Genomic DNA, 13577 nt, shown 5'->3' with positions numbered 1-13577 from the left:
CGACCACACGGGGGTCGCACGGGGGTTACGGGGGGACGGAGAAAGCGTCGGTGCGGTGCTGCCTGGGAACAGGAGGCACCGCACCGGCGCCTTCGTCGTGTCGGAGAAGGCGCCGGTGCGTTCTTGAGGAACCGCGTGCGTTCCGGAGGAACCGGGAAGACGGGGCTACGCGCGCGTGCCGCTGACCCGGCCCTGCAGCAGCCGTGACAGCGCCGCGTGCACGTCGTCGAGCGAGCGCTCCGGCTGGAAGGCCTGCCAGTCCAGCGCGGCGACCAGCACCATGCCGACGAGCGCGGCGNNCGTCCTCGACCACCGCGACGGCCTGCTGCCTCACCACGAGCAGGGTGGACTGCCAGGCGCGGTTGGTCCGCCACAGCTCGGCGACGTAGAGCTGGGTGAAGGCGGGGTAGCGGTTGATGAAGACCAGGCCCGCCCGGATCATCGCGTCGAGGGCGTCGACCTTGCTGCCGCCGCTCCTGCCCGCCTCCTCGGATGCCTCCTTCAGGGAGGCGGTGAGCAGGCCGACGCCGTGCCGCAGCAGCTCTTCGAAGAGGACCGATTTGCTCGCGAAGTTGTAGTAGACGGTGCCCTTCGCGACTCCGGCCCGTTCGGCGATCTCGTCGACCGTCGTGGCCGAGAAGCCCTGTTCCGCGATGAGGGTGACGGCGGCTTCGTAGAGCCTCTGCCGGGTCGCCTCGCGGCGGGTGCTGCCTGCACTGCTGTCCATGGGCCTGATTCTCACAGGTTCCGCAGGCCGTCCCCGCTCCGCCGTGCTCACAGGCTCAGCTCCGGGTGCAGCCGGTCGAGGGTCCACACCTGCTTGCGGTGCGCGGAGAGCGCGGTGAGCGCGAGGGCGCCCAGGGTGAAGGCCGTCAGGACCGCGCAGCCCTGCCAGACAGGACCGAGGCCGCCGCCCGTGATCAGTCTCCGGAGGGCCTCGACGACGTAGCTCATCGGCAGGAAGGGGTGGATCGCGCTGAAGAAGCCGGGGCTGGTCTGCACGGGGTACGTGCCGCCCGCCGACGTCAGCTGCAGCATCAGCACGGCGAGGACGAGGATCCGTCCCGCCGCTCCGAAGCGGGCGTTGAGCCACTGCACGATCGCCGCGAAGCACGCCGTCACCAGGCAGAGGAAGCCCACGGTCCCGGCCGCCCGCGCCATCTGCAGGCCGAGGCCCCAGTGCAGGACGGAGAGCAGGGCGGCGGTCTGGAGCACGCCCAGGGCGGCCACCGGGAGCCAGCCCGCCAGCGCGATGCGCCACGCGGAGGCGCCCGCGGCGAGCGCGCGCCGGTTGAGCGGCTGGATCAGCATGTACGCCACCATCGCGCCGACCCACAGGGAGAGCGGGATGAAGTACGGCGCGAATCCCGTGCCGTAGTTGGGCGCCTTGTGCATCGACTGGGAGGCGAGCTGCACGGGGTCGGCCATGACGCCGGTGCGCTCATCGCGGTCCTTCTTGTCGTAGTCCGGGATCTTCTTGACGCCGTCGTGCAGCCCGCCGGACAGCTTCGAGGAGCCGTCGGCCAGCTTGAACATGCCGCCCTTGAGGTCGCCGGCGCCCGTCTCCAGCTTGCCGATGCCCTCGTCGAGGTCGCCGGCACCGGTCTTGGCGGTGCCGAGACCCGTATGGATCTTCGTGGCGCCCTTGGCGACCTTGCCCGCGCCCTTGTTGAGGTCGTTGATCTGCGTGACCGCGGCGTTCAGGTCCTCGTCGAGGTGCGGGGCGCGGTCGGCGAGCGCCTGCGACTTCTTCTGCAGCGTGGCCAGGTGCTTGTCGAGCTGCTTGACGTCGTTGTTCTGGTCCTTGACCACGGTGTTCATGTCGTCCGCGATGGTCGACACGTTCTCCGCGGACTCCTTGGCGTCCTTGAACTTCGCGCAGTGGGGGTCGGGGATCGGGGCCTTCTCGCACTGCTGGGTGTAGAACTCGCCGATGATCCGGGAGGCGTCCTTGGCGCCCTCGGCCGCCCCGGGGGCCAGCTTCACCCAGGTGGACAGGTGGTGGCGCATCGCCTTGGAGGAGTCGGCGACGAGCTGGGCCGTGTCCCCGATCGTCTTGCCGTTGTCCTTCAGGAAGGGCCGCACCTGGTCCGCCGTGCCGTTGACCTTGTCGGCCAGCTTCTGCGTACCGTCCGCGACCTTCTTCGAGCCGACCTCCAGGTCGCCCGCGCCCTTGTGGAGCTTCTTGATGCCCCCGGCCAGGTCGCCGCTGCCGTCCTTGGCGTCCCCCAGGCCGTTGGCGAGGTCCTTGGAGCCCTTCTTGGCCTTGTCGATGCCGCTGTCCAACTGTTCGGCGCCGTCGGCGGCCTTCTGCGTCGCCCCGTGGATGTCGGAGAACGAGATGAAGATCTTGTCGAGGAAGGAGCGCGACGCCTTCGTGGACGCGGCGGAGCGCACCTCGGAGAAGACCGTCCGCGAGATCTGCCCGACGATGTAGTTGTTGGCGTCGTTCGTACGGACCTTCAGGGCGCCCGTCTCCGGGGAGTCCCCCGAACTCGACGCGATGCGCCTGCTGAAGTCCGTGGGCATCGTCAGGGACAGGTAGTACGTGCCGTCCTCGACGCCCTTGCGCGCCTCGGCGTCACTCACCTCGTGCCACTCGAAGGTGTTGCTGTCGCGGAGCCCCTCGACGATGTTGTCGCCCGCCGCGAGCTTCTTGCCCTGCGCGGTGGCTCCCTTGTCGTCGTTGACGAGCGCCACGGGGATGCGGTCGAGGCGGCCGTAGGGGTCCCAGAAGGACCACAGGTACAGGGCGCCGTACAGCAGGGGCAGCAGCAGGAGCGCGACGAGCGCGGCACGCGGCAGCTTCCCCCTGCCGAAGCGCTTCAGCTCAAGCGCGGCGAGCTTCGGCGAGCGCATCCGCCGTCTCCTTGTCGTCGTCGGTGCGTTCGTCGTCGTGGGTGCCTGTGCCGGGGCGTGCGTCGGGGCGGGAGCCGGTGCGGACCACGACCGCGCCCTCGGGCGCCTCGCTGCACACCGCCACGACGGTCGTCCCGCCGTCCGTGAGGGACTTCAACATTCCCCAGGCCTCGGTCCGTTCGGCGTCGGAGAGCTTCAGGTCGGTGTCGTCGACGCCGAGCACGCGCGGCCTGCCGATCAGGGCCAGCGCCACGGAGAGCCGCAGCACCTCCAGCCGCTCCAGGTCGCGCACGGCGGTCCGGCGCCCCTTGGGCAGCGACTCCATGTCGAGCCCGGCGGCGGCCAGCGCGGTGTCGATGCGCAGCCGCGTCTCGTTCACCCGCTCGCTGCGGGGCCGCAGGAGCCCGCGCAGCGAACCGCCGAACCGCCGCTCCAGGAGCGCCCGTTCGCGCAGATGCTCGGCGACGGTCAGGGCCGGGTCGAGATCGGTGACGCCGGGCACCGGCCCGAGTCCGCTGATCCTGCGCACCGCGGCCAGCTGCTTGGGCAGGCGAAAGCGGCCAACGCAGGCGTGGCCCTCGGTGGCACGCATGCGTCCCGTGAGCGCGAGCAGCAGACAGGTGCGGCCCGAACCCGAGGGGCCCTCCAGCGCGATCAGCGACCCGGGCTCCGCCTGGATCTTGATGCCGCGGAACGCCCAGCCCCGTGGCCCCTTGAGCCCGAAGTCCTCGGCGGTGACGGCGGCTCCACGCACACCTTCGGTCGGACCGTTCACAGTCCCCCCTGCCCCTCCTTTTGAACTGACTGGTCAGTTCAAAAGTAAGCCCGAACCCCCAATCGAAGCAAAACCCCAGGTCAGAGCCGATTGTCAGTGGCGTACTCCACGATGTGTACATACGGCCACTGCGCCGTCACACGACGACAGGAGGTTCGTCATGGCCAGCACTTCCGCAGCAGCCGCCCACCGGCACCGCGCCGTCGGCCCTGCTCCCTCACTGACCGGCCCGGCGAGCGATGTCCACCCCGTCCTGCGCCGCGCGACCGCCCCGCCCGCCGCTCTCGAACTGCTCGCCCAGGCCCGCGCCGGAATCGACGAGGCCGCCCGTCTGGAAGCACCGCACGAGCGCTATGCCACCGCCCATCTCGCCGCGCTGCGCACCGCGGCCGCCGTCCTGGCCGCGCGCGGCCGCCCGGAGGCGACCCCGCGCCGCAGGCAGCGCATCCGCAGCGCCTGGGAAGTCCTGCCCGAAATAGCCCCCGAACTGACCGAGTGGAGCGCCCTGTTCGCCTCCGGTGCCGCCCGCCGGGCCCGTGCCGAGGCGGGCATAGCGGCGGCCGCCACCGCCCGTGACGCCGACGACCTGCTCCGTGACGTGGCGATGTTCCTGCGCATCGTCGAGCGGATGCTCGTGCTCCAGCCCGTGCTGCCCCAGCCCCGGCAGGAGTCCCAGGACGCGGGCAGGGAGCCGCCGGACGCAGGCTGACCGGCGCGTCCGTACGGTGGGACACGTGGCCTGGGCACCACGGCGCAGGCAATAGGGTGGAGGCATCCGCACCCCCGCGCCGAGGAGTCAACTGCCGTGTCGGACCCGATGCGCCCCCGCGCTTCTCTTCGTACCGCCGTGGTCTGGGACGTCCTGAAAGACGCCCTCGACCGCCGGGTCAAGGTCACCGGCCGGGAGTCGCGCACCGAACTCGACGTGCTCGACACCGGCGGCGGCAGTGGCAACTTCGCGGTGCCGGTCGCCCGGCTCGGCCACCGCGTCACGGTCGTCGACCCCAGTCCGAACGCGCTGTTCGCGCTGGAGCGCCGGGCCGCCGAGGCCGGCGTCGCCGACCGGGTGCGCGGCGTCCAGGGCGACGTGCTCGGCCTCTTCGACGTCGTCGAGCGCGGCGGCTTCGACGCGGTCCTTTGCCACGGCGTCCTGGAGTACGTGGACGACCCGGCCGAGGGCGTGCGCCTCGCCGTCGACGCGCTGCGCCCCGCCGGTGTCCTCAGCCTGCTCGGGGCGGGTCTCGGCGGCGCCGTGCTCGCCAGGGCCCTCGCCGGGCACTTCAAGGAGGCGCAGGCCGCGCTCACCGACCCGGCGGGCCGCTGGGGCGACGGCGACCCCGTGCCGCGGCGCTTCACCGCCGACCAGCTCACCGAGCTGGTCGAGGCCGCGGGCGTGCGCGTGGACGCGGTGCACGGCGTCCGGGTCTTCGCCGACCTGGTCCCCGGCGTCCTCGTGGACACCGAGCCGGGCGCCCTGGAGGCCCTCCTCCAGCTGGAGGCCGCCGCGGCCGAGCTGCCCGCTTTCCATGCCGTGGCCACCCAGCTGCACGTGCTCGGTGAGGCGCGGGAGGCCTCCGAGGCCTGAGGTGCTCCCGTGGGTTCACCGGCTGATCAGGGACGCAGTCGCACATGGAGTACGCCACAGGCCCCCCGAACGGGCTACGGGCGCCGTATGATCGAGGGACACCGTTCTGCATGACGGTTCGGCCGCTGGGGAATGCACGCTTCAGCGAGCCGGAGCGGAGTGCAGGTCCGGTTTGGCGAAGTTGGCGCAGAGGGGCGGGTTTCACGGGGGCGATTCCCTGCCTATCCTGAAGGGGACCCCCGGTCGCCCCGGCGACTGCACGATGAGGAGGACTCCGTGCCGCTCTCGGAGCACGAGCAGCGCATGCTCGAGCAGATGGAGCGAGCGCTGTACGCCGAAGATCCCAAGTTCGCGACAGCGCTTGAGGGAAGCGGGCTGCGCACGTACACCCGGAAGCGGGTCTACCAAGCGGTCGTGGGCTTCCTTGTGGGCATCGCCCTTCTCATGGCCGGAATGGTCGCCCAGCAGATCTGGATCAGCGTGGTGGGATTCCTCGTCATGCTGGGCTGCGCGGTGCTCGCCGTCACCGGTTGGCGCAAGGCGCCGAAGCCGGGCGAACAGCCTTCGGGCGCGGCCGCCGCACCAGGCGGGCAGGCGGCGCCACGGCAGGCGAGGCAGCGCCGCTCCGTCATGAACCGCATCGAGCAGCGGTGGCAGCGTCGCCGCGACGAACAGCAGGGCGGTCAGTGACCCGACCGGTCCGCCGCTGACCCGAACAGACGTATGCATGTGTGAGGGGTGGCCACCCGATGGGGCGGCCACCCCTCACATCTGTATGTGCCCTCACACCTGTATGTGCGGGGCCGTGGGGGCCGCGGGCCGGAGCCCGCGGCCCTCTCAGCTCCCCTGACCGGCGCCCTGACCGGCCCGCCGCGGCAGCTTCCGCGCGAGCACCGACCACCGCTTCGCGGCCCGCTCGCGCCAGCGCGCTCCGAGCGCCGTCCACCGGTCCGAGACCGCCCACACCACCCGGGCGGCCGAACGCGGCGCAAGCATCACACGCAGTCGTGTCACCCGGCCCACCGGGGCGTTCAGCCCGGCCTGCACGCGCCGGACGTCCTCGGCCAGCCCTGCCGTGGGCTGCGGGTGCGGTGCGTAGAGCACCTGCTCCACCGCGGCCGCCACCCGGTGGACGGCCTCCGCGGGACCGGTGGTCAGCTGCCCCACGCGGACGATCCGGGCGGCGGCCTTCCGCGGGGTCTGTGACTCGTCCGGAGCAATGCCGTGGTCCCAGGCCGTATCGGTCACTTCCAGCCAGGCGGCCAGCGTCCGCGCCGCTGCGTCCGCCGGGGCGCGGCCTCCTGACCCCAGGCGCACGGCCCGGACCCGGCTCCGCCACAGGAAGGGCAGCAACGGCACGACGAGGGCGAGCAGCACCGCAAGTCCGATGCCCACGATCATCCCGACGGGCGGACCGTCGCCGCCCGATCCGGCCGCCACCGCGGGAGCGGCGCTCGCGCAGCCGCCCTGCTTCTTCATGTCGGGCGGGCAGGTGTCCGACGCGGAGGGCGCCGTGGAGGGCTCGGCGGAGGTGGACGGCTCCGGGGTGTCCGGGTCGTCCGTGTCACCGGACGGGACGTCCGAGCGGGTGTAGTCCGGCACCGTGCCGCGGCTCGGCGTCGGCTCGAAACGGGTCCAGCCCACGCCCTCGAAGTACAGCTCGGGCCAGGCGTGCGCGTCGCGCAGCCCGACCGACATCGAACCGTCCCCCTGGGCGGTGCCCGGCGTGAAGCCCACCGCGACCCGGGCCGGGATCCCCAGCGTCCGCGCCATGGAGGCCATTGCGAAGGAGAAGTGGACGCAGAACCCTTCCTTCTGCTTCAGGAACCGCTCGATCGCGGAGGGACCACTGCCCGCCCGCACCTGGGTGTTGTAGGTGAACCCGCCGTCCGAGGCGAAGTAGTCCTGGAGCTTGACCGCCTGCTCATACGGATTCGCGGCGCCCCTGGTGACCTGGCGGGCCCGGTCCGCGACCATCTCCGGCAGCGAGTCGGGCACCTTGGTGAACTCGCGCCGCAGATCGTCGGGCGGCGCGGGCGCGGCCGCGAGCTGCTCGGCGGTGGGCTCCACGACCAGGCTCTTGACCTGGTACCGCGCGCCCCGCGTGGTCTGGCCCCGGTCGCCGACGAGGGCACGGCCCACCGGCTCGTACCGCCAGCGGCCGTCGATCTCCACTCCGCTGGCGGGGAACGGCATCGGCAGCCAGTTCTGCGCGTAGCTGTCGGCGGCCGCGAGGTTCGTCTGGATCTCGGTCCTGCGGACGTCGGGGCGCAGGCCCTGGGGGTCCGGCAGCGGTGACGGCACGTCCTCGATGCGCCGGACGGTGGTCTTCCACGTGGTGCCGTCGAACTGGTCGAGCGAGACGATCCGCAGATAGAGCTCGTCGGTCGCGTCCGCGTTCGTGCGGTACGAGAGGACCTCGCGGTCCTCCGGCTGGTTCAGGCTGTCCTGGAGCGCCACCAGCGGATTCACGGCCGAGATCGTCCCGCCGCCGCCCGAGCCGTCGCCGCCGGGACCGCCGGAGCCGTCCAGCAGGCCGCCGTCCAGGGCGGGCAGCGCGAGCGGCACCACCAGGGCGATGCCCAGGGCGACGGCCCCGATGCGCCGTCCCGTGCGGACCGGGGCGAGCGCCCCGCTGTCGCTCTCCAGGCCCCCGGTGACCCGTCCGGGAGCGCGCGGCGCGCCACCGAAGACCCGGCCCCACTGCGAGAGCCGGTCCCGGCCCTCGGCCAGGAGCAGCAGCAGATATCCGGCGGCGGCCAGCAGGAACCACAGCCATCCTGCGCCGCCGTCGGAGAGCCCCGCCGCGACCGAGTACAGGGCGAGCAGCGGAAGGCCCGCGGGGGCCGCCGTGCGGAAGGTCACCGCGAGCGCGTCCACCGCGAGGCCGATCACCAGCACGCCGCCGACCAGCATCAGCCGGATGCCGTCGCTGAGCGGCGCGGGAATCATGTACTGACTGACGTCGTTGCCGCCCGCCTCCAGGAGCACGCCGAACCGGTGGAACACGTCCGGCCCCGGCACGATCCCCGCGAGGGCCTGTTCACGGGCGAACACCAGCGTGAGCAGGAACAGCGACACCAGCGCCTGCACCACGACGGTGAGCGGCCTGGCCAGCGGCACCCGCCGGGCCAGCGCGCCCACCCCGCTCTGCAGCACGAGCAGGACGATCGCCTGCAGGAACCACGTCGCCGGATCGACGAGCGGCAGCAGCGAGCCCGATGCCATCAGCGTGGCCGCCGTGGCGCACACCGCGAGCCGCGCGCGTCCGCTCATGAATGTCCCCCCACGTTCGTACGGACCCGGTCGTTCATGCCCATCCCCCGGTCGTCGTGCCTGCCGCGGGCGCCGGGCCCGCGCTCGTGCGGGCGTGGTCCGCCTGCCGCCACAGATCCGCGAAGCCCGCCCCCGGCGGCACCGCCAGAGCCGTCCAGCCCGCCTCGCGGAGCATCCGCACGCGCGCGTCACCGGCTCCGGACGGCAGCCCGCCGGGGCCCTGCGCCCAGGCCGTGCTGTCCAGCACGAAGGCGACGGCGGAGCCGCTGCGCCGGCGCATCTTGGCGACCACCGCGGCCTGCTCCTCCGCCAGGTCGCCGAGGAAGGCGACGAGCAGGCCCTCGTTCCCGCCGCGCAGCACGTCGTACGCCCGGGAGAGCCCGGCTCCGTCCGAGTGGTCGACCACCGCGAGCGTGTCCATCATCAGCCCGGCCGCGTCCGCCGACTCCTGGCTCGCGCCCGCGAAGCCGTCCGAGCCCTCGCCCGGCACCGAGGCGCCCGTGTCGGTCAGGAGACGCACCGAGAAGCCCCGTTCGAGCATGTGCACCAGGGTGGACGCCGTGCCCGACACCGCCCACTCGAAGGCCGAATCCGGGCCCGTGCCCCGGAAGCCGGCGGCACGGGTGTCCAGGAGCACCGTGCAGCGGGCGCGCTGCGGCTGCTCCTCGCGGCGCACCATCAGCTCGCCGTAGCGCGCGGTGGAGCGCCAGTGCACCCGGCGCAGGTCGTCTCCGTGGCGGTAGCCGCGCGGGATGACGTCGTCCTCGCCGGCCAGGGCCAGCGAGCGGTTCCGCCCGTCGCCGTACCCCTTCGCCTCGCCCGTCAGCCGCACCGCGGGCAGCGCCTCCACGCGCGGGATGACCGTCAGGGTGTCGTACGTCGAGAAGGAGCGCGTCAGCTCGCACATCCCGAACGGGTCGGTCAGGCGCAACTGCAGCGGTCCCAGCGGATAGCGGCCGCGCAGGTCGGAGCGGACGCGGTAGGACACCTCGCGGCGCCCGCCCGCCTCCACGCGGTCCAGCACGAACCGCGGCCGCGGACCGAGCACGTACGGCACCCGGTCCTGGAGCATCAGCAGCCCGGTGGGCAGCCGCGAGACGTTGTCCATCCGCAGGTGGACGCGGGCCTCCGAACCGGCGGGCACGCGCGCGGGGGAGAGCCTGCGGCTGCCCGCGACGCGGTAGCGGGTGCGGAACAGGACGGTGGCGCACACCAGGGGCAGCACGGCGAGCAGCAGCCCGACGCGCAGCAGGTCGCTCTGGCCGAGGACATAGGCGCAGATGGCGGCGGCGACGCCGGCCGCTAGGAAGGAGCGGCCGCGGGTGGTCAGGCCCGCGAGAGCCGTGCGCACCCCGCCCTTCTCAGTGTCGGCAGGGTCCGCCGGCCTCCCCCCGGCCGTCATCAAAGCCTCCGGGCGCCGGGCGGCTGCTGGTTGAAGAAGGCACCGGGGCCCGGCTGCACGGCGGCGGGCACCGGGGTGTGCTGCAGGATCTCCAGGACGACGGATTCGGCCGTGCGCCGGTTCAACTGGGCCTGTGCCGTGGGCAGCAGGCGGTGCGCGAGGACCGCGACGGCCAGGGCCTGCACGTCGTCCGGGAGGGCGAACTCACGGCCGCTGAGCGCGGCGGAGGCCTTGGCGGCGCGCAGCAGGTGCAGCGTCGCGCGCGGGGAGGCCCCGAGTCTGAGGTCCGGGTGGTTGCGGGTCGCGGCGACCAGGTCCACCGCGTACCTCCGCACGGGCTCGGCCACGTGGACCGTGCGCACGGCGTCGATGAGCTTCACGATCTCGTGCGCGTGCGCCACCGGCTGGAGGTCGTCCAGGGGCGAGACGCCGCCGTGGACGTCGAGCATCTGGAGCTCGGCCTCCGGTCCCGGATAGCCGATCGAGACGCGCGCCATGAAGCGGTCGCGCTGCGCCTCGGGCAGGGGATAGGTCCCCTCCATCTCGACGGGGTTCTGCGTGGCCACCACCATGAAGGGACTCGGCAGTTCGTACGTCTGCCCGTCTATGGTGACCTGGCGCTCCTCCATCGACTCCAGCAGCGCGGACTGCGTCTTCGGAGACGCGCGGTTGATCTCGTCGCCGATCACGATCTGGGCGAAGATCGCGCCCGGCTTGAACTCGAAGTCCCTGCGCTGCTGATCGAAGATGGACACCCCGGTGATGTCCGACGGCAGCAGATCCGGTGTGAACTGGATCCGCCGCACGGAGCAGTCGATGGACCGCGCGAGTGCCTTGGCGAGCATGGTCTTGCCCACGCCCGGCACATCCTCGATGAGCAGGTGCCCCTCGGCCAGGAGCACGGTCAGCGAAAGCCGTACGACCTCTGGCTTGCCCTCGATCACACCCTCCACCGACCTGCGGACACGCTCCGCGGTCGTGGTCAGATCTGTGAGGCTCGCTCGATCGTCATAGGTCGTCACCCGGCCCTCCTCGGCCCTTCCCCGCGCTCTCGAGGAGCAGGGGATACCCCATGTCCGGGCCGACGCTCACGCGCAGACCCGGTCCACCCAGAATTCACCGGCACCACGCATGAAAGGTTCTGCGTGATGCCACCCCCGCATTGTTGTTGGGCATACCGGGTCGTGTCACTCGCCTGTGGATAACTGGCGGCGATTTGTGGCGCCTTGCCGCCCTTTGTCCGTCACGCAGGGTCGATCTCCCGCAGCAGACCCGTCTTCACGTCGAACACGAAGCCGCGGATGTCGTCGGTGTGCAGCAGGAACGGCGAGGTCCGCACGCGCTCCATCGACTGGCGTACGTCCTGGTCGACGTCCCGGAAGGCCTCCACCGCCCAGGAGGGGCGCTGGCCGACCTCCATCTCCAGGTCGTGCCGGAACTCCTCGGTGAGGGACTCCAGACCGCAGGTGGTGTGGTGGATCAGGACGACGCTGCGGGTGCCCAGCGCGCGCTGGCTGATGGTCAGGGAGCGGATGACGTCGTCGGTGACCACGCCGCCCGCGTTGCGGATGGTGTGGCAGTCGCCCAGCTCGAGGCCGAGCGCGCCGTGCAGGTCGAGGCGGGCGTCCATGCACGCGACCACGGCGACCTGCAGGACGGGGCGGGCGTCCATCCCGGGGTCGGTGAACCGGGAGGCGTACTTCCCGTTGGCTTCGACGAGGCGGTCGGTGACCGCTCCGGCGGATATGGCGCCGGTCGTCTCAGGGGTGCGGTCCGAGGGGGCTGCGGAAGTCGACATGGCTACGACGTTAGTGCTCACTGATCGTCCGGGCCCGCTGTGGAGAGGGACAAAGAACGTCAAAGGCTCTTGTTGTGAGCTAACCCACAGGGGCGCCGGAGATGCCGCTGAACGGGTGACTTCGCCGGTTGCGCGCCCCCCTCGGGGACCCTGCCGCGACGCGCAGGCCGGTTGATTGACCGGGAGACACGGTGGACTAAAGTGACGCGAAGCGGGAGACGCGACCTGCTCCCTGCTGGACCGCACATCCCGGGGATTCCCTGAATCCCCCCACGTGCGCGGCGCCTACGTACGGCTCGGCCTCCTCCCGCTCCCGGTCGGCTGACGCCACTTCCCCGGCGCCAGCAGTCCATTCCCCTTCACGGAGCGGGCGGGGACCCGGCGGTGCGTACGCACGCCGCGCCGGACCTGAGAGGGCCCCTTGAGCGACAACAGCCGACACGTCCCGGTGATGCTCCAGCGGTGCCTGGACATGCTGGCCCCCGCGCTCGCCGAGCCGGGCGCCGTCGTCGTCGACTGCACCCTGGGCCTCGGCGGCCACAGCGAGGCACTCCTCGCCACCTTCCCCGCAGCCCGCCTCGTCGCCCTGGACCGCGACAAGGAAGCGCTGCGCCTGTCCGGCGAGCGGCTCGCCCCCTACGGCGACCGGGCCACCCTGGTGCACGCCGTCTACGACGAACTCCCCGACGTGCTCGACCGCCTCGGCATCCCGCGCGTCCAGGGCGTCCTCTTCGACCTCGGCGTCTCCTCCATGCAGCTCGACGAGGCGGACCGCGGCTTCGCGTACGCCCAGGACGCGCCCCTCGACATGCGCATGGACCAGACGACCGGCGTCAGCGCGGCCGAGGTCCTCAACACCTACGCCCCGGGCGAACTGGTGCGGATCCTGCGGCAGTACGGCGAGGAGAAGCAGGCCAAGCGCATCGTCGGCGCCGTCGTGCGCGAGCGCGAGAAGGAGCCGTTCAGCAACAGCGCCCGGCTCGTCGAGCTGATCCGTGACTCCCTGCCGCAGGCCGCCAAGCGCACCGGCGGCAACCCCGCCAAGCGCACCTTCCAGGCCCTGCGCATCGAGGTGAACGGCGAGCTGAGCGTCCTGGAGCAGGCCGTTCCGGCAGCCGTGCAGGCGCTCGCCGTCGGCGGCAGGATCGCCGTCCTGTCCTACCACTCGCTGGAGGACCGCCTCGTCAAGCAGGTGTTCGCGGCCGGCGCCGCGACGACCGCGCCGCCCGGCCTGCCCGTCGTACCCGAGCGCTACCAGCCGCGGCTCAAGCTTCTGACCCGAGGTGCCGAACTCCCCACCGAGGAAGAGGTCGCCGAGAACCGCAGGGCGGCACCGGCCCGGCTGCGGGGCGCGCAGCGCATCCGCGAGGACGTCGGATAGTTGTTGCCCGACCCGGAGCACCGCCTGCCGAGCGGCATCGCCCGACCAAGCAGGACCCGCTGAGCAGAACACGCTGATCAGAGTCCGCGAGGAGGCTCCATGAGCAAGAAGCCCGAGCTGCGGGGGAGGGCCGCCCGCCTCGCGCGGCTCCTGCCACAGGGCCCCAGCCAGGCCGCGCGCACCCCCTTCGTGCTCCTGGTCGTGCTGCTCCTCGGCGGCGGCCTGATCACGCTGCTCATCCTGAACTCCTCCCTCAACGAGGGCTCCTTCCAGCTCAGCGAGCTGAAGAAGCAGACCAAGGACCTCACCGAGGAGGAGCAGGAGCTCCAGCGCGAGGTCGACGGCTATGCCGCCCCCGACGCCCTGCAGCGCCGCGCCGGGGAGCTCGGCATGGTGCCCGGCGGCGACCCGGCCTTCCTCGATCCCGACGGGACCGTGCGCGGCGTCCCCGGCACCGCGGCCCGCCCCTCGTCGCTGTCCTACCCCGCGCCCCGCCCGCAG

Annotated in this window: 11 protein-coding genes and 2 pseudogenes; 5 read left to right on the top strand and 8 right to left on the bottom strand. The window is 72.3% G+C overall.

All coding sequences use genetic code 11. The features are described 5' to 3' along the window. Positions 1 to 165: 165 nt before the first annotated feature. From AOK03_RS43875 to AOK03_RS09260, 4 genes and pseudogenes are all read right to left on the bottom strand, one after another. Positions 166 to 298 (bottom strand): annotated as a pseudogene (locus tag AOK03_RS43875) (TetR/AcrR family transcriptional regulator); the annotation flags it as partial. A gap of 2 nt (positions 299 to 300) precedes the next feature. Then, a pseudogene (locus AOK03_RS09270) lies at positions 301 to 721 on the bottom strand (TetR/AcrR family transcriptional regulator); the annotation flags it as partial. Positions 722 to 774: 53 nt separating this feature from the next. Beyond that, entirely contained in the window at positions 775 to 2859 is a 2085-nt protein-coding gene (locus AOK03_RS09265; protein WP_055564699.1) for a YhgE/Pip family protein, read from the bottom strand. Next, positions 2831 to 3634, bottom strand: coding sequence for an ATP-binding cassette domain-containing protein (locus AOK03_RS09260; RefSeq protein WP_055564698.1), 804 nt, complete (start codon positions 3632 to 3634; stop codon positions 2831 to 2833). Before AOK03_RS09260 ends, AOK03_RS09265 begins: the two co-directional genes overlap by 29 nt. 160 nt (positions 3635 to 3794) lie before the next feature. On the opposite strand from AOK03_RS09260, the gene AOK03_RS09255 reads away from it, so the two are divergent. From AOK03_RS09255 to AOK03_RS09245, 3 genes are all read left to right on the top strand, one after another. Then, a complete protein-coding gene (locus tag AOK03_RS09255) occupies positions 3795 to 4343 on the top strand; it encodes an SAV_6107 family HEPN domain-containing protein (protein ID WP_055564697.1) in 549 nt (182 codons plus the stop codon). 96 nt (positions 4344 to 4439) lie between these two features. After that, positions 4440 to 5219 carry a methyltransferase gene (locus AOK03_RS09250; protein ID WP_079074583.1) on the top strand — a complete coding sequence of 260 codons (780 nt, stop codon included), beginning with the start codon at positions 4440 to 4442 and terminating at the stop codon, positions 5217 to 5219. A 276-nt stretch (positions 5220 to 5495) separates the two neighbouring features. Beyond that, entirely contained in the window at positions 5496 to 5909 is a 414-nt protein-coding gene (locus AOK03_RS09245) for a DUF3040 domain-containing protein (RefSeq protein ID WP_055564695.1), read from the top strand. Between the two features lie 147 nt (positions 5910 to 6056). Here AOK03_RS09245 and AOK03_RS09240 read toward each other — a convergent pair whose 3' ends face one another. The 4 genes from AOK03_RS09240 to AOK03_RS09225 all read right to left on the bottom strand — a co-directional run bounded on the left by AOK03_RS09240 (position 6057) and on the right by AOK03_RS09225 (position 11695). Then, on the bottom strand, positions 6057 to 8495 hold the full coding sequence (locus AOK03_RS09240) for a transglutaminase TgpA family protein (RefSeq protein WP_055564694.1): 2439 nt from the start codon (positions 8493 to 8495) through the stop codon (positions 6057 to 6059). 34 nt (positions 8496 to 8529) lie between these two features. Continuing rightward, positions 8530 to 9897 carry a DUF58 domain-containing protein gene (locus AOK03_RS09235; protein ID WP_055564693.1) on the bottom strand — a complete coding sequence of 456 codons (1368 nt, stop codon included), beginning with the start codon at positions 9895 to 9897 and terminating at the stop codon, positions 8530 to 8532. Beyond that, positions 9897 to 10919 carry an AAA family ATPase gene (locus tag AOK03_RS09230; RefSeq protein WP_055564692.1) on the bottom strand — a complete coding sequence of 341 codons (1023 nt, stop codon included), beginning with the start codon at positions 10917 to 10919 and terminating at the stop codon, positions 9897 to 9899. Before AOK03_RS09230 ends, AOK03_RS09235 begins: the two co-directional genes overlap by 1 nt. A 221-nt stretch (positions 10920 to 11140) precedes the next feature. Further along, the gene (locus AOK03_RS09225) at positions 11141 to 11695 is read right to left on the bottom strand and encodes a beta-class carbonic anhydrase (RefSeq protein ID WP_055564691.1); all 555 of its coding nucleotides are present in this window, start codon (positions 11693 to 11695) and stop codon (positions 11141 to 11143) included. A gap of 421 nt (positions 11696 to 12116) precedes the next feature. Here AOK03_RS09225 and rsmH point away from each other — a divergent pair, with 421 nt between their 5' ends. Together rsmH and ftsL are read left to right on the top strand one after the other, a co-directional pair. Continuing rightward, positions 12117 to 13076: a 16S rRNA (cytosine(1402)-N(4))-methyltransferase RsmH gene (gene rsmH / locus AOK03_RS09220; RefSeq protein ID WP_079074580.1), complete on the top strand. Its 960-nt coding sequence runs from the start codon at positions 12117 to 12119 to the stop codon at positions 13074 to 13076. Between the two features lie 99 nt (positions 13077 to 13175). Further along, positions 13176 to 13577 (top strand): cell division protein FtsL (gene ftsL / locus AOK03_RS09215; protein ID WP_055564689.1); only part of this gene is annotated, 402 nt, incomplete at its 3' end.

It is taken from the genome of Streptomyces atriruber, assembly GCF_001418325.1.
GTDB lineage: Bacteria > Actinomycetota > Actinomycetes > Streptomycetales > Streptomycetaceae > Streptomyces > Streptomyces atriruber.
This window is presented reverse-complemented; position numbering and strand designations above follow the sequence as displayed.

What these genes read in the sequence shown, in the direction of transcription:
- AOK03_RS09265 (WP_055564699.1), bottom strand. Translation starts at nt 2,859, where the DNA reads ATGCGCTCGCCGAAGCTCGCCGCGCTTGAGCTGAAGCGCTTCGGCAGG.
- AOK03_RS09255 (WP_055564697.1), top strand. Translation starts at nt 3,795, where the DNA reads ATGGCCAGCACTTCCGCAGCAGCCGCCCACCGGCACCGCGCCGTCGGC.
- AOK03_RS09240 (WP_055564694.1), bottom strand. Translation starts at nt 8,495, where the DNA reads ATGAGCGGACGCGCGCGGCTCGCGGTGTGCGCCACGGCGGCCACGCTG.
- AOK03_RS09235 (WP_055564693.1), bottom strand. Translation starts at nt 9,897, where the DNA reads ATGACGGCCGGGGGGAGGCCGGCGGACCCTGCCGACACTGAGAAGGGC.
- AOK03_RS09225 (WP_055564691.1), bottom strand. Translation starts at nt 11,695, where the DNA reads ATGTCGACTTCCGCAGCCCCCTCGGACCGCACCCCTGAGACGACCGGC.